This window comes from Streptomyces sp. DSM 42067, assembly GCF_055792885.1.
The window spans coordinates 6006488-6029134 of sequence record NZ_CM147706.1; the positions used below are offsets into that span (position 1 = coordinate 6006488).

A 22647-nucleotide genomic window follows, 5' to 3' on the forward strand; every position below is an offset into this window, starting at 1 on the left:
ACCAGCGAACTTCGAGGTGCACACCTTGGCTTTCCAGATGCCGGACCGCGGCGGAGGCCCGACGGGGCCGCGGATGAGAGTGGGCCGACCGTCCCGGCGTGTCCGGACTCTGCTCATGACACTGGGCGTACTGGCCGCCTTGGCCATGGCGTTCGTCATGTTCGCAGGGTTCTGGACGGACTGGCTCTGGTACCGGTCGGTGAAGTACTCGTCCGTCTTCACGACCACCCTGTGGACCAAGATCGGTCTGTTCTTCGTCTTCGGGCTGCTGATGGCCTTGGCCGTCGGCGTGAACGTCTGGCTGGCGCACCGGCTCCGGCCGCCGCTGAGCGCCATGTCGATGGAGCAGCAGAACCTCGACCGCTACCGCATGGGCATCGCCCCGTACAAGAAGTGGATCCTGCTCTCGGTCGCCGCGCTGGTCGGGCTGATCGCGGGCGCCTCCGCGGCCGGACAGTGGCGCACCTGGCTGATGTGGATCAACGGCGTGCCCTTCGGCCAGAAGGACCCGCAGTTCAACCTCGACGTGTCGTTCTACGCGTTCGACCTGCCCTGGTACCGCTTCCTGCTGGGCTTCGGCTTCGCCGCCGCGGTGCTGTCGCTGATCGCGGCCGCCCTCACCCACTACCTGTACGGCGGGCTGCGCATCACCAGCCCGGGCGCGCGCGCCACGGCCGCCGCCACCGGCCATCTGTCGGTGCTGCTCGGCCTCTTCGTCACGCTCAAGGCCGTCGCCTACTGGCTCGACCGGTACGGCCTGGCGGTGAAGTCCAGCGACTTCAAGGCCACGGGCAACTGGACGGGCCTGAGGTACGTGGACGCGAACGCGTATCTGCCGGCCAAGACGATTCTGTTCTGCATCGCCGTGATCTGCGCGCTGCTGTTCTTCGCCACGCTGTGGCGGCGGACCTGGCAGCTGCCGGTCATCGGCTTCGGCCTCATGGTGCTCTCGGCGATCCTCATCGGCGGTCTGTACCCGGCGATCGTCCAGAAGTTCCAGGTCCAGCCGAACGAGCAGGCCAAGGAAGCGCCGTACGTCGAGAAGAACCTGAAGGCGACTCGCCAGGCATACGGCATCGACGGCGCCCAGGTGCAGGACTACGAGGGCAAGAGCAACACGGAGGACAAGTCCGAGCTCCGTGAGGACGCCGACAACGCGGCGAGCATCCGCCTGCTCGACCCGAACATCGTCTCGCCGACGTTCCAGCAGCTCCAGCAGATCAGGAACTACTACGCGTTCCCCTCGAACCTGGACGTCGACCGGTACAACATCGAGGGCCAGGAGCAGGACACCGTCATCGGGCTGCGCGAGCTCAACATCAACGGCATTCCGAAGAACAACTGGATCAACGACCACTTCCGCTACACCCATGGCTACGGCGCGGTCGCGGCCAAGGGCACCACGGCGGACGCCGAGGGCCGGCCGGTCTTCACCGAGTCCGACCTGCCGTCCCGGGGAGCGCTCGGCGAGTACGAGCAGCGGATCTACTACGGCGAGAAGACCACGCAGTACTCGATCGTCGGCGGTCCGCAGAAGGAGATCGACTACTCCGACGACAGCGGCGAGAAGACGACCAGTTACAAGGGCAACAGCGGCGTCAACCTCTCCAACCCGATCAACCGGGCCGCGTACGCGGCGGCGTTCAACGAGCCGCAGATCCTCTACTCGGGCGCGATCGGCGAGGGCTCGCGGATCCTGTACAACCGCACACCCAAGGAGCGCGTCGAGGCGGTGGCCCCCTGGCTCACCATCGACGGCGACGCCTATCCGGCGGTGGTCGACGGCCGCATCCAGTGGATCGTCGACGCGTACACGACCACGAACGGATACCCGTACGCCTCGCGCACGACGCTCGGCGACACCACGGCCGACTCGCTGACCGCCGCCAACAACCAGCGCGCGGTGGTGGCCCAGCAGAACCAGGTCAACTACATCCGCAACTCGGTGAAGGCGACCGTCGACGCCTACGACGGCACCGTCAAGCTGTACCAGTGGGACACCCAGGACCCGGTCCTGAAGACCTGGATGAAGGCCTTCCCAGGCACGGTCGAGCCCAAGGGCGACATCTCCCAGTCCCTCCTGAGCCATCTGCGGTACCCGCAGGACCTGTTCAAGGTCCAGCGTGAGCTGCTGACGCGCTATCACGTGAAGGACGCGCAGACGTTCCTCAGCGGCAGCGAGGTGTGGCAGGTGCCGGACGATCCGACCAACAAGTCGGGCAACGCCGTGCCGCCGTACTACCTGAGCATGAAGATGCCCGACGAGACGGCGCAGGCGTTCTCGCTGACGACGACGTTCACGCCGAACGGCCGCGACAACTTGAGCGCGTTCATGTCGGTCAACGCCGAGGCGGGCACGTCCGACTACGGCAAGATCAAGATCCTGAAGCTGCCCTCGAGCAGAACGGTCGACGGGCCCAAACAGGTCCAGAGCCAGTTCAACTCCGAACAGGACATCGCCGAGTCCATCAGGCTGCTGAGAGGCGGCGACTCGGAGGTCGAGTACGGCAACCTGCTGACGGTGCCGCTCGACGGAGGTCTGCTGTACGTGGAGCCCGTCTACGTACGCGGTGGTGGACTGAAGTACCCGCTGTTGCGCAAGGTTCTGGTGACCTACGGAGGCGCGACCGCCTTCGAGGACACGCTCGAGCAGGCGCTCAACAAGGTCTTCGGGGCCGAGGGAGCCACGCAGCCACCAGCCGAGGAACAGCCGGCCGAGCCGCCGACGTCGGAGAACCCGACGGTGCAGGAGGCGCTCGACGATGCGCAGAAGGCCTTCGAGGCCGGACAGGAAGCCCTCAAGAAGGGCGACTGGGAGGCGTACGGCCAGGCGCAGCAGGACCTCGAGGATGCGCTGAAGCGCGCGGAGGACGCTCAGTCCAGGACCGCTGACAAGCCGGGAGACGCGTCGGGCGACAAGTCCGGTGAGACCTCGGGCGACCAGAGCGGCAGCCAGGAGGGCAGCAGTAACGAGGCGGCCGGCAGCGGCCAGAGCAGCGAGAACACGACCTGACCAGGGCGGCTCCGTCTCGCGTCGTGATACTGTTCCAGAACACGGCGCGGGGTGGAGCAGCTCGGTAGCTCGCTGGGCTCATAACCCAGAGGTCGCAGGTTCAAATCCTGTCCCCGCTACTGAAGTCGAAGGCCCGGATCCATTCAGGATCCGGGCCTTCGACATGTCTGCGTTCGCCGACCCGGTTCCCTCGCTCGCCGACCCGGCTCCGTCCGTGAGTTCACCCGTGAGAGCTGTTGACGACTGACGCTTGTACGAAGACTGCTCCAGCCGGTGGGAGTTGGGGAATCTGTGTTTCACTTGTCTCTCTGTGGGCATGTCGACAAAACGCTGAAGTGACCTCAATGGCTGCGGTATACCAGGTGTACCCAGGTTGCAGGTGGTGCGACGATGGACGTTATGGGGGACAAGGCAACTCTGTACGAGACGGGGCGGTTTGTGCATGCGGCCGACCGGGACGAGACCGGTGCGGCCGCGGAAGAGGCACGCAGGCGGCTCGCCGCCGCGAGCGGCGACGTCGAGGCGATGAGCGTTCTCGGGGCCATGCTGCTGCGCCGCGGCGACCTCGACGGGGCCGAGCCCCAGCTGCGCGCGGCCACCGCGGCCGGTGACCGTGCGGCCGCCAACAACCTGGGCGTCCTTCTGCACCAGCGCGGCTACGCCGACGAGGCGGCCGGATGGTGGCGTATCGCCGCCGTCGCGGGTTCCGCGGCAGCCGCACACGCGCTCGGCCGTTACCACCGAGAGCGCGGCGACGAGCCCGCGGCGGAGTACTGGCTGCGTCAGTCCGCCGAACAGGGCCATGCCCTCGGCGCCTACGCCCTCGCAGATCTCCTCGAGCACCGCAGCGACTCCGAGGCGGAGACCTGGATGCGGGCCGCCGCCGACCGTGGCCACCGCGAGGCCGCATACCGGCTGGCCCGGGTGCTCGACCGGCGCGCGGCACAGGAGCACGGCGACGACGCCCGCGCGGGCACGGTCCCGGGGCACGCGGGCACCGTCCCGGCGCAGCGGCGACGCACGGCCGACAAGTCGCAGGCAACTGCGGCCGACGCCGCGCCGGACGGGGACGCCGGCCTGCCGGAAGGGGACGGCAGGCGGCCGGAAAGGGGCGGCGTCAGGCCGTCAGGGAACGGCGTCGGGCAGGAAGGGAACGGCGTCAGGCCGTCAGGGAACGGCGTCAAGGAGGAAAGGGACAGCGTCAGGCCGGAGGGTGATGGCGTCAGGCCGGAGGGTGATGGCGTCAGGCCGGAGGGTGATGGCGTCAGGCCGGACGGGGACCATCCGCCCGCGCTGACGCTCGCCCGGGAGGCCGAGCAGTGGTACCGGCAGGCGGCAGCCCGTGGGCACCGGCGCGCAGCGCTCCAGCTCGGCGCGATCCTCGAGAAGCGGGGGGAGCTGAAGGAGGCAGGGCGCTGGTATCTGACGTCCGCCAAGGACGGCGAAGCGCGTGCCGCGTGCGCGCTCGGCTTTCTGCTGCGCGACGCCGGGGACGAGGAGAACGCCGCCGTGTGGTGGCTCAAGGCCGCCCACGAAGGCGACGGAAACGCCGCCAACGCGCTGGGCGCCCTGCACGCCGAGCGCGGCGAGCCCCAGACCGCCGAGCGCTGGTACCGGGCGGCCATGGACGCGGGCGACGTCAACGGCGCCTACAACCTCGGCCTGCTCTGCGCCGGCCAGGGCCGCACCGCACAGGCCGAGCAGTGGTACCGGCGCGCGGCCTACGCCGGCCACCGTGAGGCCGCCAACGCGCTCGCCGTTCTGCTGCTGCAGGGCGGCGACGCGGCCGGTGCCGAACCGTGGTTCTCCAAGGCTGCCGAGGCGGGCAGCGTGGACGCCGCGTTCAACCTCGGCATCCTCTGTGCGGGCCGCGGCCAGGAGGCGGGCGCGCTGCAGTGGTACGAGCGGGCCGCAGCGGCCGGGCACACCGAGGCCGCCCTCCAGGCCGGCATCGGGCGTCTGCGGGAAGGCGACGAGCGGGCCGCCGAGCGGCATCTGCGGTGCGCGGCGGGCGGCGGCAGCGCGGAGGCGGCGTACCGGCTCGCGAGCCTCCTGGACGCACGGCGCCCGCCGGCGAAGGCCCACGAACTCGGTGAGCCCGCGACGGAGAAGACCGAGTGCGAGGAGTGGTACGAGCGGGCCGCCGAGCAGGGGCACCGGCGCGCCCAGGTCCGGGTCGGCATGCTTGCTGCCGCGCGCGGCGACGTGGTCGAGGCGGCGCGTTGGTACCGGGAGGCGGCCGAGGCCGGCAGCCGGAACGGCGCGTTCAACCTCGGGCTGCTGCTCGCCCGCGAGGGCAGCGAGCCGGAGGCCGCGCTGTGGTGGACACGGGCGGCCGACGCCGGGCACGGGCGTGCGGCGCTCCGGCTCGCCCTGCTCTACGCGCGTCGGGGTGAACTGGCGGAGGGGCAGCAGTGGTGTGACCGGGCGGTCGCGCTGGGGCCGGGGGAGGTCGCGGAGAGGGCTGCGCGGTTGCGGGACGCACTTCGGCAGGAGCTCTCTGCTTAGGTCTGCTCAGGGCGCCGGACCGGCTCCGCCGGCCCCCGGCCCCGCCCGCTGTGAAAGCGATTTGCTCTCGCGCGTCAGGCTCGCGTAGTGTGGGGTTCACCGACGCGGGGTGGAGCAGCTCGGTAGCTCGCTGGGCTCATAACCCAGAGGTCGCAGGTTCAAATCCTGTCCCCGCTACTGAAACGGAAGGCCCGGATCCTCAGGATCCGGGCCTTCCGGCTTTTGTGGCTATGCAGTGAGTGGCCGCCTACGGTTTGTGGCCGACCGCCTCCTCGTACAGTGCGCGGTTCACCGCCTTCTCCTCCGGCACCGGATCACCCTCGGAGACGCCCGCCGCGTTGTACGCGGCCTGGAGCCGGTCCGTCGTGCCCGAGCGGATCTCCCAGTCCATGCGCAGCGACGGGGTCGACTCCAGGACGGCCTCGTCCGTCTTCAGGAGCTTCGCCAGCTCGGCGACGAAGGACTTGTCCGATTTGTAGTCGCCGGCGAAGTAGGTGTTCACCGTGCGGATGTAGGCGCGCAGCAGGGCCACGCCCGCGTCTGTGTCCTGTCTGTCCCCGTTCAGCAGTTCCGGCCCGAACAGCATCCCGCCGAGCGGCTCGGCGGGCGGCTGGCCGCCCAGGAACGCGTAGCGGTCGTCGCCGTCGACCTTGCGCCACACCGGGTCGAGCAGCCAGGCCGAGTCGACGCCGCCGTTCTGGAGGGCTGTCAGGACGTCGGCCGAGCCCAGCTGCTGGAACTGGATCTTGTCGAGGCCGCCGCCGTGCTTCTTCAGCGCCTTGTTCATCGGATACGCGATGACCGAGCCCTTGCCGATCATCGTGCCGAGCTTGCGGCCCGCCATCGGGACGTGGTCCGCGCTCTCGCCCTCCTTGAGCCGCACCCACAGGCCGCTCTTCGACGCTGGGTCGGGCGAGAAGTTACCGGCCACCCACTTGATGTCGAACCCGCCGTTGATGCCGTTCATCACCGCGGCCTCGGGCGCCGCCCACTGTGCGTCGATGTCGCCCTTCGCAAGGAGCGGCAGGGCGTCCGGGGTCGGCAGCACCTTGAGCTCGACGTCCAGGTTCTCCTTGGCGAACTCGCCCTTCTCCAGGGCCACGGTCAGCGGCGCCACGTACTCGGCGCTCAGGGTGCCGGTGGCGATCGTCAGTTTGCGTTTCTTCGCGAGCGGCTGCGGGGCGGGCGCGCCCTTGTCGCAGCGGGCCGGTTCCCGGTCCGCGGACAGGTCCGCAGGGTCCGTCCAGCTGCCCTCGCCGCAGCCGGACACCGCCTTGACGGCGCGGGGCTTTGTGGCCGCCCCGGGGCTCGAGCCGTCGTTCTTCGCACAGCCCGCCGAGGCGAGCAGGCCCCCGGCGACGAGCAGGGCGGTCGCGACAGTACGGGTGTGCATCAACCCTCCGTACGGAAGTTTCGAAAGCGTCCGACGTGTCATGACTGGCCCCGCCCCCGGTCGCGCGGGGCCCACGGAGTGAGCAGCCGGCCGACGAGTCGTACGACCTCGGAGAAGACGACGCCCAGCACGGCGACACAGACGATGCCGACGAACATCACGTCGTTCTGGAAGAGCGCACGTGAATCGAAGATCAGATGGCCCAGGCCGTTCGCCGCGGCGATCTGCTCCGACGCGACGATCACGAGAACCGCGACACCCGCAGCGATCCGGGCGCCGACCAGCACCGCGGGAAGTGACGCGGGCAGGAGTACGTGGCGGAACATCTGCCACGGCGAGGCGCCGAAGACCTGCCCGGCGTCGCGGTGTCCCTCCGGGACGGCGAGCACCGCCGCCATCGTCGAGATCCAGACGAAGAAGAAGACCGTGGCCGCGACCAGCGCGACCTGCGGGCCCTCACCCAGGCCGAACATGTTCAGGAAGATCGGCAGCAGGGCCAGCTTGGGGACGACGTACAGGGCGTCGAGGAGGGGTTCCAGGGCGGCCCGTACGAGGGAGAGCGAGCCCATGAGCAGGCCGAGCGCGTAACCGGCCAGCGTGCCGATCGCGTATCCGGCGAGCACGCGCTTGAGCGTGGCCCATACGTCCGGCCAGAGATCGCCGTCCGCGGCCCGCTCCCAGCCGTCCGCGAGGATCGTGCTGGGCGCCGGGTAGACGCGGTCGTCGATCCAGGCCTGTACCGCGGCCAGCTGCCACAGCAGGACCAGGACGAGGGGCACGGCGACCGCCAGGGAGAGTTCCAGGGCGCGGCGCCTGCGGTGGGTGCGTACGGGGTTCAGCTCCTGCGGGCCGGGGCGGCGGACCAGTACCGCCTCGTCGCCGGCGCGTTCCTTGCGTACGTGTGCGGGTGCGGGGTGGATGCTCATGCCGGCACCGCCTCCCTGCGGACCTCGCCGCGCAGCAACTCCCACAGCTCGCTCTTGAGCGCGGTGAACTCCGGGGCCGAGCGGACGTCGCCGGAGCGCGGGCGGCCGAAGGGCGGCCGGCGCTCGGCGATGATCCGGCCCGGACGGGCCGACATGACGAGGACCCGGTCGCCGAGGACGATCGCCTCTTCGAGACTGTGGGTGATGAAGACGGTGGTGGTCCTGGTGGTCTGCGTGAGGTCGAGGAGTTCGTCCTGGAGGATCGTGCGCAGCTGGGCGTCGAGCGCCGCGAACGGCTCGTCCATCAGGAGGATCTCGGGCTCGACGGCGAGCGCACGGGCGATCGCCACGCGCTGTCGCATACCGCCGGAGAGTGTGGCGGGGTAGGCGCCCGCGAAGTCGGCGAGGCCCATGCGGGCCAGCCAGTCGTGTGCGCGGGCGCCCGCCTCGCGGCGCGGGACGCGCTGGATGTCGAGGCCGAAGCGGACGTTGGCCAGGACCGTCTTCCAGTCGTAGATGCCGTAGTCCTGGAAGATCATCGCGGCGGGGCGGGGGGATGCGGTGCGGATCTGCAGCTCGCCCGTGGTGGGGCGGAGGAGGCCCGCGGCTATGCGGAGGAGGGTGGACTTTCCGCAGCCGGAGGGGCCGACGATGCAGGTGAACTCGCCGGGGGCGATGTCGAGGTCCACGGGCCCGAGAGCGTGGACCGCCCTCGGGCTCCGGCCGAAGCTGCGGGTGAGGGCGGTGGCCCTGAGTTTGGGGGTCTGGGGGGCCCTGGGGTTTGGGTGCGGCTCTCCCACGGGTCTTCTCCTTGCGGATGGGGGTCCCTCCCTGCTCGAGCGATGCCGAGAGCTTGGGGGAGGATGTGTGAGCGCCGTTGACGATATGACGGACCGTCAGGTTCTGGAAGAGGGTGCGCTGATGTGGGTCGGGGTGCTGCGGGTGGCAAACACAAGAAGCCCCGGCACCTTTCGGGGCCGGGGCGTCCAGAAGTGCGTGTCAGGCGCCCGTGCAGTTGGGGCAGACGCCCCGGTACGTGACCTCGACGTCCGAGATCGTGAAGCCGAAACGCTCGGTGTCGGGGAGGTCGGCGAGCGGGTTGCCGCTCGGGTGGACGTCGCGGATGGCGCCGCACTGGCCGCAGACCAGGTGCTGATGCGGCCGGTGCGCGTTCGGGTCGTACCGCTTCGCGCGCTTGTCCGTGCTGACCTCGATCACTTCGCCGAGTGATACGAGCTCGCCCAGCGTGTTGTACACCGTCGCCCGGGAGATCTCGGGCAGCTTGGCAACGGCCCGGGCATGCACCTCGTCGGCCGTCAGGTGGACGTGTTCGCCGTCGAGGACCTCGGCCACGACACGCCGCTGCGCGGTCATTCGCCATCCGCGTCCGCGCAGTCGTTCCAACAGGTCACTCATGAAAACCAGCCTAACAGCAGGGGACCAGATTCCGAACGGGTGTGACTTTGGAAGATTACTTGACTTAGACATTGTCTATCGTAGGATCGAGGTCGGCTTTGGCCAAGCGACAGGAACAGGCAGAAGTGACGTTGGCACCATGACCGAATCCCAGATTCCGACCACCGCCGCGGAGCCGCGCGGTGTCGGCCCCCGGGTGAAGGCCGCCCGCGTCCCGCTGCACGGGACCGTCCGGGACGGCGACCACCTCGGCGTCGACGCGATCGCCTCCGGGGTGCGCGATCGCGTAGGCCACATCTCCCCCCGCAGTTCCTGATCACCGTGATCTACCTAGTCCGGAAGGATTCCCATGGCTGAGAACCCTGACGCAATCGTCACAGACCCCAAGACGGAGGGCACGGGCGGCTGCCCGGTCGCGCACGGGCGCGCCCCGCACCCGACTCAGGGCGGCGGTAACCGCCAGTGGTGGCCGGAGCGGCTCAACCTGAAGATCCTGGCCAAGGACCCGGTCGTCGCGAACCCGCTCGGCGAGGAGTTCGACTACGCCGAGGCGTTCCAGGCCCTTGACCTGGCGGCCGTGAAACAGGACATCGCCGAGGTGCTGACCACCTCGCAGGACTGGTGGCCCGCCGACTTCGGCAACTACGGCCCGCTGATGATCCGGATGGCCTGGCACAGCGCCGGCACCTACCGCATCAGCGACGGTCGCGGCGGTGGCGGCCGTGGTCAGCAGCGCTTCGCGCCGCTGAACAGCTGGCCGGACAACGGCAACCTCGACAAGGCCCGCCGTCTGCTGTGGCCGGTCAAGAAGAAGTACGGCCAGTCCATCTCCTGGGCCGACCTCATGATCCTCACGGGCAACGTCGCGCTGGAGACGATGGGCTTCACGACCTTCGGCTTCGGCGGCGGCCGCGCCGACGTCTGGGAGGCCGACGAGGACGTGTACTGGGGTCCCGAGACGACCTGGCTCGACGACCAGCGCTACACCGGCGACCGTGAGCTGGAGAACCCGCTCGGCGCCGTCCAGATGGGCCTCATCTACGTCAACCCGGAGGGCCCCAACGGCAACCCGGACCCGATCGCCGCGGCCCGCGACATCCGTGAGACGTTCCGCCGCATGGCGATGAACGACGAGGAGACCGTCGCCCTCATCGCCGGTGGCCACACCTTCGGCAAGACTCACGGCGCCGGCCCGGCCGACGCGGTCGGCAACGACCCCGAGGCCGCCTCCATGGAGGAGCAGGGCCTGGGCTGGAAGTCCACGTACGGCACCGGCAAGGGCGGCGACGCCATCACCTCCGGTCTCGAGGTCACCTGGACCACCAAGCCCACCCAGTGGAGCAACGACTTCTTCGACATCCTCTTCGGCTACGAGTGGGAGCTCACGCAGAGCCCCGCCGGCGCCAACCAGTGGGTGGCCAAGGACGCCGAGGCGATCATCCCCGACGCGCACGACCCGTCGAAGAAGCGTCTGCCCACGATGCTCACCACCGACCTCTCGCTGCGCTTCGACCCGATCTACGGTGAGATCTCGCGCCGCTTCCACGAGAACCCGGCCGAGTTCGCGGACGCCTTCGCCCGCGCCTGGTACAAGCTGACCCACCGTGACCTGGGCCCGAAGTCCCTGTACCTCGGCCCGGAGGTCCCGGCGGAGACGCTGCTGTGGCAGGACCCGCTGCCGCAGGCCGAGGGTGAGGCCATCGACGCCGCCGACGCGACGGCGCTCAAGGCCAAGCTCCTCGACTCGGGCCTCACGGTCTCGCAGCTGGTCTCCACCGCGTGGGCGTCGGCCTCGACATTCCGCGGCAGCGACAAGCGCGGCGGTGCCAACGGCGCCCGCATCCGCCTCGAGCCGCAGCGCGGCTGGGAGGTCAACGACCCGGACGAGCTCGCCCAGGTCCTGCGCGTCCTCGAGGGCGTCCAGGCCGAGTTCAACTCCGGTGCCAAGAAGGTCTCCCTGGCCGACCTGATCGTCCTCGGCGGTGCCGCCGCGGTCGAGAAGGCCGCCAAGGACGCCGGCTTCGACGTGGCGGTTCCCTTCACGCCGGGCCGCGTGGACGCGACCGAGGAGCACACGGACCCGGAGTCCTTCGCCGCGCTGGAGCCGACCTCGGACGGCTTCCGCAACTACCTCGGCAAGGGCAACCGCCTGCCGGCCGAGTACCTGCTGCTCGACCGCGCCAACCTGCTCACCCTGAGCGCCCCCGAGCTGACCGTCCTCGTCGGCGGCCTGCGCGTCCTCGGCGCCAACCAGGGCGGCTCGTCGCACGGCGTCTTCACCGAGACCCCGGGCAAGCTGACCAACGACTTCTTCGTCAACCTGCTCGACCTGGGCACGGAGTGGAAGTCGACGTCCGCGGACCAGACCACGTTCGAGGGCCGTGACGCCTCGGGCGCGGTCAAGTGGACCGGCACCCGTGCCGACCTGGTCTTCGGCTCGAACTCCGAGCTGCGCGCGCTCGCGGAGGTCTACGCGAGCGACGACGCGAAGGAGAAGTTCGTGAAGGACTTCGTCGCGGCGTGGGCCAAGGTCATGGACCTCGACCGGTTCGACCTCGTCTGAGTTGTTGGACCCCTGAGGGCCGGACCCTTCCGGGGTCCGGCCCTCTCCGGCGCCCGTGCGGATGTGATCCGTACGGGCGCCGTCGTGATCAGCCGGCCAGCGACGTCGTATGCCGCCGGCTCGGTGCCCAGCAGCGGATGATGTCGCGTACCGAGACGATGCCGACCGGCTCGTGGCCGCGGTCGTCGAGCACGACCAGATGCCGGAAGCCGCCGTGCGTCATGGCGTCCGCGGCATCCTCCAGAGTCCACGTCGGGGCGGCGAAGACGACGTTGTTGGTGGTGTGGGTGCCGGCCTTCTCGTGGTCCGGGTCCTGGCCGAGACCGACTGAGTTCAGGATGTCGCGCTCGGTCAGAATGCCGAGCCCGCTCGTGTCGGGGTCGAGAACGACGGCCGCGCCGACACGGCGTGCCGACATCAGCTGGGCTGCCTGGCGGAGGGTGTGGTCGGGGCCGATGATGAGGACCAACGTGCTCATGGCGTCACGGACGAGCATGGGATGGAGCCACCTCCTGCGGTTCCGCTTCCGAGCCCCCGGTGCCCCGAGCAGAGCACCTGTTGAACACTTCACAAGTTCACAAGTGGGGGGACTCTCAGAGTTGCAGCGAAGCGGGAACTCAACAAGGGGCGCGTACGGGCACAGGGCGCGCCTGGTTACGCGCCGTACCCGCCGACGTCAGTACCGCTGGTTCAGATAGCCCAGCAGCTCCTCGTGGAGCGGACCGTTCGACGCGGCCGCGTTTCCGCTGTGCGGGCCAGGACGCCCGTCAAGGCCGGTGAACGTGCCGCCTGCCTCCGTCACGATGATCGCGTTGGCCGCCATGTCCCACAGGGACAGCTCCGGCTCCGCGCAGATGTCGACGGAACCCTCGGCGACCATCATGTACGGCCAGAAGTCGCCGTAGCCGCGGGTACGCCACACCGCCCGCGTGAGATCCAGGAAGCCGTCGAGCCGCCCCTGCTCCTCCCAGCCGCTCAGGCTCGAGTACGCGAAAGAGGCGTCGGCCAGCCGCGACACGCGCGAGACGTGCAGTCGGCTCGCGGACGTCAGGCTGCGCCCCGTGAACGCGCCGTGCCCCTTCGCCGCCCACCAGCGGCGGCCCAGCGCAGGCGCCGACACCACGCCGACAACCGGCTGGAAGCCGCCCTCGCCCGCCTCCATCAGCGAGATGAGCGTCGCCCAGACCGGCACACCGCGTACGTAGTTCTTGGTGCCGTCGATCGGGTCGATCACCCAGCGGCGCGGGCCCGTGCCCTCGATCCCGTACTCCTCGCCGAGGATCGCGTCGCGCGGGCGCGCCCGCCCGAGGTGGCCGCGGATGAGCTCCTCGGCCGCCTTGTCGGCCTCGCTCACCGGCGTCATGTCCGGTTTGGTCTCCACCTTGAGGTCGAGGGCCTTGAACCGGTCCATCGTCGCCGCGTCGGCGGCGTCCGCGAGGACGTGGGCGAGACGCAGGTCATCGTGATAGTCGGGCATGGGCGAACAGTATCGATCTCCTTGCGGATGCGGCCACATGGCCTCTGGGACCAAGGGCTGCGCCGGTTCCCGTCCATTACGGGCAGTCACGTACGAACCCTTGACAGTGCTCGTGGGCGCGTCAACCCTGACACGGGAGCCGCTCGGCCGGGGAGGCGATGATGCCTGCAGCGCGGGAATCCTTGTTGGACGCGGCCTACATGGCGCTGGCGCGACGTCCGTGGTCCGGGGTGCGGATGGTCGACGTCGCGGCCGTGGCCGGGGTCTCGCGGCAGACTCTGTACAACGAGTTCGGAAGCAAGGACGGGCTCGCCCGCGCGCTGGTGCGCCGTGAGGCCGACGCGTATCTGTCGGGTGTCGACCGCGCCCTGGCGAGCCATGTCGAACCGCGGGAACGGCTCGCTGCCGCTGCCGAGTGGACCGTCGTGGCGGCGCGCGGGAACGTGCTGGTGCGGGCTGTGCTGACCGGGTGCTGGAGTGAGCGGCTGCCGTCGCTGACGCTTTCCGCCGTGCCGTCGTCGTCCGCTGTGCCGGCGCAGCGGCGGGCGGACGGGCCGCTGCCGTCGCCCTCCGACGTGGTCGGGCTTGTCCGGGACCGGGCTATGGCCTACCTGGCCCCGGCGGGTACCTCGAGGTACGAGGCGGTGGAGGTGGCGCGGGCGTGCGAGGTCGCCGTGCGGCTGGCTTTGTCGTGCGTGGTTGCCCCTGTGGGCGAGGGCGGGGTCGGGCAACTGGTGCGGGAGGCGTTGGGCAGCGGTGCGCTGCGGTTGTGATCTTTCTGCGGGCGATCGCCCGCAGTGTCAGCACGACCGCCCGCGGTCAGTACGACCACCCAGAGTGTCAGCACGACCGCTTGCAGTCAGTACGACCACCCCCAGTGTCAGTACGACCGCCACCAGTGTCAGTGAGCCGACCCCGAGAGCTGGAGCCCGATCACGCCGACGATGACCAACGTGATCGAGACGATCTTCATCGTCGAGACCAGGTCGCCGAGGAAGACCATGCCGTAGATCGCGGTGCCCGACGCGCCGATCCCCGTCCACACCGCGTACGCCGGACCGATGTCGAGGCGTCGCAGGGCTAGCGTCAGCAGTCCGAAGCTGCCGAGCGCGAAGCAGGCGAAGGCGATCGTGGGCCAGAGTCTGGTGAAGCCGTGCGAGAGCTTGAGGCAGACCGCGAAGCCCGTCTCCAACAGACCGGCCACGATGACCAGCAGCCATGCCAACGCCATGTATCCGCCTCCCGCGTCAGGTGATCGCGTCAGATGACCGTTCCTCCCCCAGTGCCTTAAGGGCCTGGGAGGTACCCCCATCCGCTTCGTCTGGCTTGGGTCCAGCTTGGTGCGATTATGCACTTACCGTTGCGGTCCCGGCGCAAACACCGGGAGGTCAGCCAGCGAACTCAGGACGTCGGTCAGTGACGTTCAGTCGCCTTCGCGGCGCTCCCGGGTCGCCAGCAGCCGGCGCAGCGAGTACAGCCGCGCCGGATCAGCATGGCCCTCGGCCACCCACTCGTCGAGCGCGCAGTCCTGCTCGTCGTGGCTGCAGGCGCGCGGGCAGCCCTCCGTGCCGGGCTCCAGGTCGGGGAAGGCGTGGATGACCCGGGACGGGTCGACATGGGCGAGGCCGAAGGACCGTACGCCCGGAGTGTCTATCACCCAGCCGTCGCCCGAGCCGTCCCCGGCGCCGAGCAGGGGCAGGGCCAGGGCTGATGTGGTGGTGTGCCGGCCGCGGCCCGTCACCGCGTTGACGAGCCCGGTGGTCCGTCGGCGGTCCTCCGGGACCAGCGCGTTGACCAGCGTCGTCTTGCCCACACCGGAGTGGCCGACGAACGCGGTGATCTTTCCGTCGAGATGCTCGTGCACGCGCTCCGCGGCGCTGCCGTCCTCCAGCTCGCCACGGCTGGTGACGACATACCGGACACCGAATGCGCCGTACATCTCGAGCAGCTTGTCCGGCGGGGCGAGGTCGGACTTGGTGAGGACGAGCAGCGGTTCGAGCCCCCCGTCGTACGCCGCGACCAGACAGCGGTCGATCAGGCGCGGCCGCGGCTCGGGGTCGGCGAGGGCGGTGACGATGGCGAGCTGGTCTGCGTTGGCGACGACCACGCGCTCGTACGGATCGTCGTCGTCGGCCGTGCGCCGCAGGACGGAGGTGCGCTCGGAGATCCGCACGATGCGGGCGAGGGTGTCCTTCTGGCCGGACAGATCGCCGACCAGGTGGACCCGGTCGCCCACGACGGCGGCCTTGCGGCCGAGCTCGCGCGCCTTCATCGCGAGGACGACGCGGTCCTCGACGAGGCAGGTCAGCCGCCCGCGGTCCACGGTGAGGACCATGCCTTCCGCGGCGTCCTCGTGCTTCGGACGGATGCTCGTACGGGGCCGGTTGCCCTTGCGGTTGGGGCGGACCCGGACGTCGTCCTCGTCGGTGTGCTTGCCGTAGCGGCGCATGGCTCGGAATCCCGCCCGTCAGTTCCCGAGCATTCCGGCCCACATGTCGGGAAAGTCCGGCAGGGTCTTCGCCGTCGTCGCGACGTTCTCGATCTGCACGCCTTCCACGGCGAGGCCGATGACGGCACCGGCGGTCGCCATGCGGTGGTCGTCGTAGGTGTGGAAGACGCCGCCGTGCAGCGGGCGCGGGCGGATGTGGAGCCCGTCCGCGGTCTCGGTGACGTCGCCGCCCAGCTCGTTGATCTCCTTGGTGAGGGCCGCGAGCCGGTCCGTCTCGTGCAGACGCAGATGGGCGACGCCGCGCAGGGTCGACGGGGAGTCGGCGAGGGCCGCCACGGCCGCGATGCCCGGCGTGAGCTCGCCGACCTCGCTCAGGTCGGCGTCGATGCCGTGGACCGAGCCGGAGCCGGTGAACACCAGGCCCTGGTCGGTCAGCTCGCAGGAGCCGCCCATCTCGGTGAAGAGCTCGCGCAGCCGGTCGCCGGGCTGGGTGGTGCGCTCGGGCCAGTCCGGGATGACGACACGGCCGCCGGTGACCAGGGCCGCGGCCAGGAACGGCTGGGCGTTCGACAGGTCCGGCTCGATCGTGAGATCCACACCGAGCACGGCGCCCGGAGTGACTCGCCAGACGTTCGGTTCGCCGCCCGCCTCCGGCGTGTCCACCTGGGCTCCGGCGTTGCGGAGCATGTCGACGGTCATCCGGATGTGCGGCATCGAGGGCAGGGCCGAGCCGGTGTGGCGGACCTCGACGCCCTGGTTGAAGCGCGGGGCCGAGAGCAGCAGAGCGCTCACGAACTGCGACGACGAGGAGGCGTCGACCTCGACCGGACCGCCGTCCAGCGCTCCGCCGCCGAAGACGGTCATCGGGAGGGCCCCGCGGCCGTCGTCGTCGATCCGCGCACCGAGGACGCGGAGGGCGTCGATCACGCCGTTCAGCGGACGCTCGTACGAGCGGGGGTCGCCGTCGAACCGCACGGGACCGTCCGCGAGCGCCGCGACCGGCGGCAGGAAGCGCATCACGGTGCCGGCGTTGCCGACGTCGACCGTGGCCGGCCCCTGCAGCCCCGAGGGGATCACGCGCCAGGCCTCGCCCGACGCGGCGGGGCCGCCGGCGACGGTGGAGCTGGAGGACACCGTCTCCTCGATGCCGACACCCATGGCGCGCAGACCGCCCGCCATCAGCAGCGTGTCGCGGGAGCGCAGCGGACGCCGCAGCCAGCCGGGCTCGGCGGCCAGTGAGGCCAGGACGAGGGCCCGGTTCGTGACCGACTTGGATCCGGGCACGTGGACCGTCGCGTCGACGGCCGCGCTCGCGTGCGGGGCGGGCCAGAGGTCGATGTGCGCTGGGTTCTCGGTCATGCCCCTCACTTTAGTGGTTGGCCATGTCCGGAGATCTTGATCAAATGTGGCGAAACCCATGCGAAACAGTGCGCTGATATGCGGCTGGGTGCGCATTCTCGTCGAACATCGGTCCGCTCGGCCCAACCGGTTGCTCTGACCGGCTCATACGGGGTCCCCTGACCGGCTCATACGTCGAGCAGCCACCGGCCGCCGCCGATGAGCGAGCAGAGCGACACGGCATGGAAGAGGAAGAGCCACATCCCCGCCGGAACGTGCGTGAGCCGCGACAACTGGTCCGCGTCCGAGTCGCCGGCACTGCCCCTCCGCCGCTTGGCCTGCAGTTCGAAGGCGGGCCGTACGCCGCCGAGGAGCAGGAACCACACCACGACGTACGCGAAGGCCGCCTGCACCTGCGGACCCGTGAGCCAGGAGACGAGCAGGAACGCACCGCCGGTGACGATCACCGTCAGGGCGCCGTACGCGTTGCGGATCATCACCAGCATCGCGACGAGCAGGGCGGTGGCGAACCACAGCAGGGCCGTGATGTGGTCCGCGGCAAGCAGCGCAGCGCCACCGAGGCCGAGCAGCGGGGGAGCGGTGTACCCGGAGGCCGCGGTGAGGATCATGCCAAGGCCGGTGGGTCTGCCGCGGCTGACCGTGAGGCCACTGGTGTCGGAGTGCAGGCGTATGCCGTCCAGGCGGCGGCCGGTGAGGAGGGCGACCAGGCCGTGACCGCCCTCGTGGGCGATGGTGATCGCGTTGCGGGCGAGCCGCCACGGGCGGTACGGCACGACCACGGCGAGCGCGACGGCCGCGGTGGCGAGCACCACCCACTGGTCGGGGTCCGGCTGGGTGCCGAAGACGCGGTCCCAGAGAGAGGCGAGTGATGCACTCGCGGTGGTCGTTGCGCTCTCCATGTCTGGGGCGGGCTCCTCTCGGGCGGTGAAGCTCCCTGGAAGGGTGGTGGTGGGAGACGGGTGGGGCTGGCAGTGTGGCACGTATGTGCGGACGGTATGCATCGAGTCGTAGGCCAGAGGATCTCGCAGGAATCTTTGAGATCGAGAAGTGGGACGCCAAGGAGACGCTGGAGCCCGACTACAACGTGGCTCCCACCAAGGACGTCTACGCGGTACTCGACCGTCCTCTGAAGGACGCCGACAGCCCACGACCGGTTCGCCAGCTGCGGACGCTCACCTGGGGACTCGTACCGTCGTGGGCCAAATCACCCGAGGGCGGGGCGCGGATGATCAACGCGCGTGCGGAGACGGTGCACGAGAAGCCGTCGTACCGGCGCGCCTTCTCCTCCCGGCGCTGCATCATCCCCGCCGACGGCTATTACGAGTGGGTGACCGGGTCCGCCGAGCGCGATCTCGAGGTCCAGGGCAAGAAGAAGCGGCCGCGGAAGCAGCCGTACTTCGTGACGCCCGCGGACGGGTCCGTCTTCGCGATGGCCGGGCTGTACGAGTTCTGGCGCGACCGGACGCTGCCGGACGATCATCCGCGGGCGTGGTGGGTGACGTGTGCCGTGATCACGACGGAGGCGGAGAGCGGGCCGCTCGGGGTCGCCCCGGCGGAGGGGCCGGGGTCGTTGGCCCGGATTCATCCTCGGATGCCGTTGATGCTTACGCCTGATCGGTGGGATGCGTGGCTGGATCCGTCTCGGACGGATCCTGAGGATCTGCGGGGCCTGCTTGCCCCGCCTCCCGAGGGGCTGATGCGGGCCTATCCCGTTTCCACGGCGGTCAGTGATGTGCGGAACAACGGGCCCGAGCTTTTGAAGGAGCTGGACGCCCCCGAGGTGGGCACGCTGTTCTGAGGGCTCACCCTCATGGGCCAGGGCGCCTTTCGTCGTGGGCACGGCCCACAGCAGTGCCCGCAGTGGTAGCGCGGCAGTATGGGGCTGTGACGCGTACTGAGAACGTGGAGACCGATGCCGGTCCTGCTCGGATCACCTGGTGTGCCGCCGAGGCGAAGGCGCGGATCGTGCTTGCTCTCGGGCATGGGGCCGGTGGGGGGATCGAGGCGCGGGATCTGCAGGCGCTCGCCGGGGTGCTGCCTGCGCGCGGGGTGACCGTTGCGCTTGTCGAGCAGCCCTGGCGGGTGGCCGGGAAGAAGGTGGCGCCCGCGCCGAAGACGTTGGACGTGGGATGGCGGGGGGTGTGGCCGGCGCTCGCGAAGCCCGGGCTGCCCGTCGTCTCGGGCGGCCGCAGCGCCGGGGCCCGCGTCGCCTGCCGTACGGCCGTCGAGCTGGGCGCCCACGCCGTGCTCGCCCTCAGCTTTCCGCTGCACCCGCCCGGCAAGCCGGAGAAGTCCCGCGCCGAGGAGCTGCTCGGCTCCGGCGTGCCCACACTCGTCGTCCAGGGCGGCAACGATCCCTTCGGGAGGCCGGAGGAGTTCCCGAAGGGGGACTACGAGCTCGTCGACGTGCCGCACGGCGATCACGGGTTCGCCGTCCCGAAGAGGGCCGCGCTCGGCCAGGACGAGGCCCTGGAGATCATCACCGGCGGTGTCGCCGAGTGGCTTGTGTCACTCGAATGACGCCATTGTTGCCTGCCGGGAATGTTCGAGCCCCGAACCACTGTTGTGGCGGACAGACGGTACCGACAGCCGGTACCGGACCGTTCGTAGTTCGTAGGAGAGGAAGTCCGCCGCATGGGTTCGACCATCTGCCCGACCCGCCGCAGCGCCGCTGACCTGGACTGGACGGTGCTGTACGCGGCCAAGAGCGCCCCCAATCGGGCGGCGGGCGGACCGGATAGTCGTCTATCCTCCGATTCGAGTGGGGTCGGACGCGGCTCCGCCACATCGCTGGAGGAGGTGGGTCCGGTCGCTGGGACCGACGCAGGGACCGACAACGGCCAGGCGGATCAGCCCGAGGGCGCGGAGACGGCTGCCGAGCGCAACGCGCGCTTCGAGCGGGATGCCCTGGAGTTCCTCGACCAGATGTACTCGGCCGCGCTGCGCATGACGCGCAACCCCGCCGATGCCGAGGACCTGGTGCAGGAGACGTATGCCAAGGCGTACGGCTCGTTCCACCAGTTCCGCGAGGGCACGAACCTCAAGGCGTGGCTGTACCGCATCCTCACGAACACGTTCATCAACAGCTACCGCAAGAAGCAGCGCGAGCCGCAGCGCAGTGCCGCCGAGGAGATCGAGGACTGGCAGCTGGCGCGCGCCGAGTCGCACATGTCGACGGGGCTGCGCTCCGCCGAGTCGCAGGCGCTCGATCACCTGCCCGACTCGGACGTGAAGGCGGCGCTGCAGGCGATCCCCGAAGAGTTCCGTATCGCCGTGTATCTGGCGGACGTTGAGGGCTTTGCGTACAAGGAGATCGCGGACATCATGGGTACACCCATCGGTACTGTGATGTCGCGGCTTCACCGCGGCCGCCGCCAGCTGCGGGGCATGCTGGAGGACTACGCCCGCGACCGCGGGCTCGTCCCGGCCGGCGCCGGAGAGTCGGACGAAGCGAAAGGGTCGGGCTCATGAGCTGCGGAAAGCCGCACGAGACTGACTGCAGTGAGGTACTCGACCATCTCTATGAGTACCTGGACCATGAGATGCCGGACACCGACTGCAGCAAGTTCGAGCACCACTTCGAGGAGTGCTCGCCCTGCCTGGAGAAGTACGGGCTCGAGCAGGCCGTGAAGAAGCTGGTCAAGCGCTGCTGCGGCCATGACGACGTGCCCGCCGGGCTGCGGGCGAAGGTCATGGGACGCATCGAGCTGATCCGGTCCGGCCAGGCCGTTCCCGATCACGACGTGACGATCTCGGACCTGCCGGCGGGCGCCCAGGAGGGCTGAGAGTCCCCGCACGCATACCTACCAGGCCGCGGCATTGCGCCGCGGCCTGGTGGCGTTCTGTATGCAGGCTTGGCGGGCGTTCTGTACGCAGGCTTGGCGGCGCCCTGTATGCAATATCGTCACCCGAATGTGCTAATCCGTGGCCGCGGCGCCACGGGAATCACCCATTGCCGCCCCCGTGCCCCTCGCCCCGCTCTATTCTCCGGAGCCTTGACGGGCTTTGCCCGGCCGTACGGCCCGGGCTACGCGAGGGGAGCGCCATGCGGTCGGTTCCACCGTGCGCCCGCGTCTTCATCGCCTGCGTCACCGTGGCCGCCGTCGCCTGTGCGGTTCCCGCTCTGACGCCGCGTACCCCCTGGCTCGCGGTGGCGCTGCTCGCCCTGCTCTACGCCGGGTGCGAGCAGGCGCCGCGGTTCCGGATCGCCGGGCGCCGGGCTCCCGAGGGCATGGGCACCTTCTTCCCTGTGCTGCTTGCCGGAGCGTTCCTGCTGCCGCCCGCGGCCGCCGCGCTGGTCGCCGTGCCCGGCGGGCTGCTCGCCCCCGTCGAACAGCGGCCCCAGTGGGTACGCCGGGTCTGGCGCGCCGCCCAACTCGCCCTGAGCGCCTGGGCGGCCGCCACGGTGCAGGCGCCGCTGGGCGGGCTCGGCGCCGTGACCGCCGCCGACTTCCCGTACGTCCTCGTCCCCGTCGGGGCCGCCGTGCTGGCCTTCTGCTGCGTCCTGTCGTACCTGGACAGCGGCATCCTCGCGGCGGCGAGGGGAGTGCCTCCCGTGCCCTTCCGGCGGAGGGGAGGGGCGGCGGTGTCCGCCGCGGGGCGGGGGCTGCTCCTACGCTCGCTCGCACCCGTCGGGGTGCACGGGCTCGCCGGGCTGATGATGGCCGTGCTGTGGCGCAGCCCGTACGGTCCGCTCGCGGCGCTGCTCGTGCTGCTGCCGATGTACGTCTCCTGCTGGGTCTTCGCGCAGTACCACCACGAGCGCAACGCCCATCGGGCCACCATCCGTGCACTCGTGCAGGCGGTCGACATCAAGGACGAGTACACGCGCGGGCACAGCGAGCGCGTCGGACAGGCGTCGATGATGATCGCGCGGGAACTGGGCATGGACGACGAGCGGGTGGAGGTGCTGCGGTTCGCCGGCATCCTGCACGACGTGGGCAAACTCGGCGTACCGACACGGCTGTTGAGGAAGGACGGTCCGCTGACCCCGCAGGAGCGGCGCATCATCGAACTGCACCCGGAGTACGGGCACGAGATGGTGCGCGGCATCGGGTTCCTGGGGGAGGCGCGGACCGCGATCCTCCACCACCACGAGCGGCTGGACGGCAGCGGTTACCCGTACGGGCTCGTGGGCCACCAGATCCCCGAGTGCGCGCGGGTGGTGGCCGTCGCCGACGCCTTCGACGCGATGACGTCGACACGGTCGTACCGGAGGGCACGGCCGGTGGCGGTCGCGGTGGAGGAACTGAAACGGTGCGCCGGGGCCCAGTTCGACCCCCAGATGGTACGGGCCCTGGTGCGCGCCCTCGAGCGCCACGGCTGGCACCCGGCGGTCACGGCGGACGAGCCCGGCCCCCACGGGGCGGTCCCCGCCGCTCGACCGGCACCCGTCCGCGCGGACAAGGCGTCATGACCGGGCACGGGGGCCCGGACCCGGGGGCCCTACGCCGCTCAGCGACCCGGTCCTCGCGCCGCTCCGCGGCGGGCATTCCGCGCCGCTCCGCGCCGGGGGCTCTGCGCCGCTTGGCGGCACGGATCTT

Annotated in this window: 19 protein-coding genes, 2 tRNA genes and 1 pseudogene; 12 read left to right on the forward strand and 10 right to left on the reverse strand. The window is 70.2% G+C overall.

What is annotated here, in order from left to right:
* Positions 1-37: 37 nt before the first annotated feature.
* The 4 genes from ACSMXV_RS27450 (at position 38) to ACSMXV_RS27465 (ending at position 5698) form a co-directional block, all read left to right on the forward strand.
* Complete coding sequence (locus ACSMXV_RS27450; RefSeq protein WP_473179083.1) at positions 38-3013, forward strand: UPF0182 family membrane protein; 2976 nt, start codon at positions 38-40, stop codon at positions 3011-3013.
* Between the two features lie 45 nt (positions 3014-3058).
* Positions 3059-3132 (forward strand) — tRNA-Met (locus tag ACSMXV_RS27455).
* A gap of 271 nt (positions 3133-3403) precedes the next feature.
* The gene (locus tag ACSMXV_RS27460) at positions 3404-5521 is read left to right on the forward strand and encodes a tetratricopeptide repeat protein (RefSeq protein WP_473173890.1); all 2118 of its coding nucleotides are present in this window, start codon (positions 3404-3406) and stop codon (positions 5519-5521) included.
* Positions 5522-5624: 103 nt separating this feature from the next.
* A tRNA-Met gene (locus ACSMXV_RS27465) sits at positions 5625-5698 on the forward strand.
* Positions 5699-5768: 70 nt separating this feature from the next.
* On the opposite strand, the gene ACSMXV_RS27470 is transcribed toward ACSMXV_RS27465, so the two are convergent.
* The 4 genes from ACSMXV_RS27470 to ACSMXV_RS27485 all read right to left on the reverse strand — a co-directional run bounded on the left by ACSMXV_RS27470 (position 5769) and on the right by ACSMXV_RS27485 (position 9256).
* A complete protein-coding gene (locus ACSMXV_RS27470; protein ID WP_473173891.1) occupies positions 5769-6914 on the reverse strand; it encodes an ABC transporter substrate-binding protein in 1146 nt (381 codons plus the stop codon).
* Positions 6915-6952: 38 nt separating this feature from the next.
* Positions 6953-7840, reverse strand: a complete 888-nt coding sequence (locus ACSMXV_RS27475; protein WP_473173892.1) for an ABC transporter permease — start codon at positions 7838-7840, stop codon at positions 6953-6955.
* Positions 7837-8640 carry an ABC transporter ATP-binding protein gene (locus ACSMXV_RS27480; RefSeq protein ID WP_473173893.1) on the reverse strand — a complete coding sequence of 268 codons (804 nt, stop codon included), beginning with the start codon at positions 8638-8640 and terminating at the stop codon, positions 7837-7839. The genes ACSMXV_RS27475 and ACSMXV_RS27480 overlap by 4 nt, the downstream gene beginning before the upstream one ends.
* Before the next feature lie 199 nt (positions 8641-8839).
* Positions 8840-9256 (reverse strand): Fur family transcriptional regulator, encoded by a 417-nt coding sequence (locus ACSMXV_RS27485; protein WP_473173894.1) that lies wholly within the window; start codon positions 9254-9256, stop codon positions 8840-8842.
* A 139-nt stretch (positions 9257-9395) separates the two neighbouring features.
* Between ACSMXV_RS27485 and ACSMXV_RS27490 the strand changes: the two are divergent.
* Positions 9396-9557, forward strand: a pseudogene (locus ACSMXV_RS27490) (transcriptional repressor); the annotation flags it as partial.
* 48 nt (positions 9558-9605) lie between these two features.
* Entirely contained in the window at positions 9606-11819 is a 2214-nt protein-coding gene (katG, locus tag ACSMXV_RS27495; protein WP_473173895.1) for a catalase/peroxidase HPI, read from the forward strand.
* Between the two features lie 88 nt (positions 11820-11907).
* Here katG and ACSMXV_RS27500 read toward each other — a convergent pair whose 3' ends face one another.
* Positions 11908-12315 (reverse strand): CBS domain-containing protein, encoded by a 408-nt coding sequence (locus ACSMXV_RS27500; RefSeq protein ID WP_473173896.1) that lies wholly within the window; start codon positions 12313-12315, stop codon positions 11908-11910.
* 180 nt (positions 12316-12495) lie between these two features.
* On the reverse strand, positions 12496-13296 hold the full coding sequence (hisN, locus tag ACSMXV_RS27505; protein ID WP_181655390.1) for a histidinol-phosphatase: 801 nt from the start codon (positions 13294-13296) through the stop codon (positions 12496-12498).
* A gap of 158 nt (positions 13297-13454) precedes the next feature.
* On the opposite strand from hisN, the gene ACSMXV_RS27510 reads away from it, so the two are divergent.
* Positions 13455-14069, forward strand: coding sequence for a TetR/AcrR family transcriptional regulator (locus ACSMXV_RS27510; RefSeq protein WP_473173897.1), 615 nt, complete (start codon positions 13455-13457; stop codon positions 14067-14069).
* 128 nt (positions 14070-14197) lie between these two features.
* Here ACSMXV_RS27510 and ACSMXV_RS27515 read toward each other — a convergent pair whose 3' ends face one another.
* The 4 genes from ACSMXV_RS27515 to ACSMXV_RS27530 all read right to left on the reverse strand — a co-directional run bounded on the left by ACSMXV_RS27515 (position 14198) and on the right by ACSMXV_RS27530 (position 18003).
* Positions 14198-14521, reverse strand: a complete 324-nt coding sequence (locus ACSMXV_RS27515) for a DMT family transporter (protein WP_181655867.1) — start codon at positions 14519-14521, stop codon at positions 14198-14200.
* 198 nt (positions 14522-14719) lie between these two features.
* Entirely contained in the window at positions 14720-15745 is a 1026-nt protein-coding gene (gene rsgA / locus ACSMXV_RS27520; RefSeq protein WP_473173898.1) for a ribosome small subunit-dependent GTPase A, read from the reverse strand.
* Positions 15746-15763: 18 nt separating this feature from the next.
* Positions 15764-17104, reverse strand: coding sequence for a 3-phosphoshikimate 1-carboxyvinyltransferase (aroA, locus tag ACSMXV_RS27525; protein ID WP_473173899.1), 1341 nt, complete (start codon positions 17102-17104; stop codon positions 15764-15766).
* A 167-nt stretch (positions 17105-17271) separates the two neighbouring features.
* Positions 17272-18003, reverse strand: coding sequence for a M50 family metallopeptidase (locus ACSMXV_RS27530; RefSeq protein WP_473173900.1), 732 nt, complete (start codon positions 18001-18003; stop codon positions 17272-17274).
* 83 nt (positions 18004-18086) lie between these two features.
* Here ACSMXV_RS27530 and ACSMXV_RS27535 point away from each other — a divergent pair, with 83 nt between their 5' ends.
* The 5 genes from ACSMXV_RS27535 to ACSMXV_RS27555 all read left to right on the forward strand — a co-directional run bounded on the left by ACSMXV_RS27535 (position 18087) and on the right by ACSMXV_RS27555 (position 22520).
* Positions 18087-18902 (forward strand): SOS response-associated peptidase, encoded by an 816-nt coding sequence (locus ACSMXV_RS27535; protein WP_473173901.1) that lies wholly within the window; start codon positions 18087-18089, stop codon positions 18900-18902.
* Between the two features lie 86 nt (positions 18903-18988).
* A complete protein-coding gene (locus ACSMXV_RS27540; protein WP_473173902.1) occupies positions 18989-19624 on the forward strand; it encodes an alpha/beta hydrolase family protein in 636 nt (211 codons plus the stop codon).
* 279 nt (positions 19625-19903) lie between these two features.
* Positions 19904-20575 (forward strand): sigma-70 family RNA polymerase sigma factor, encoded by a 672-nt coding sequence (locus tag ACSMXV_RS27545; RefSeq protein ID WP_309484188.1) that lies wholly within the window; start codon positions 19904-19906, stop codon positions 20573-20575.
* Entirely contained in the window at positions 20572-20889 is a 318-nt protein-coding gene (gene rsrA, locus ACSMXV_RS27550) for a mycothiol system anti-sigma-R factor (RefSeq protein ID WP_181655398.1), read from the forward strand. The genes ACSMXV_RS27545 and rsrA overlap by 4 nt, the downstream gene beginning before the upstream one ends.
* A 260-nt stretch (positions 20890-21149) precedes the next feature.
* On the forward strand, positions 21150-22520 hold the full coding sequence (locus tag ACSMXV_RS27555) for an HD-GYP domain-containing protein (RefSeq protein ID WP_473173903.1): 1371 nt from the start codon (positions 21150-21152) through the stop codon (positions 22518-22520).
* Positions 22521-22647: the final 127 nt, after the last annotated feature.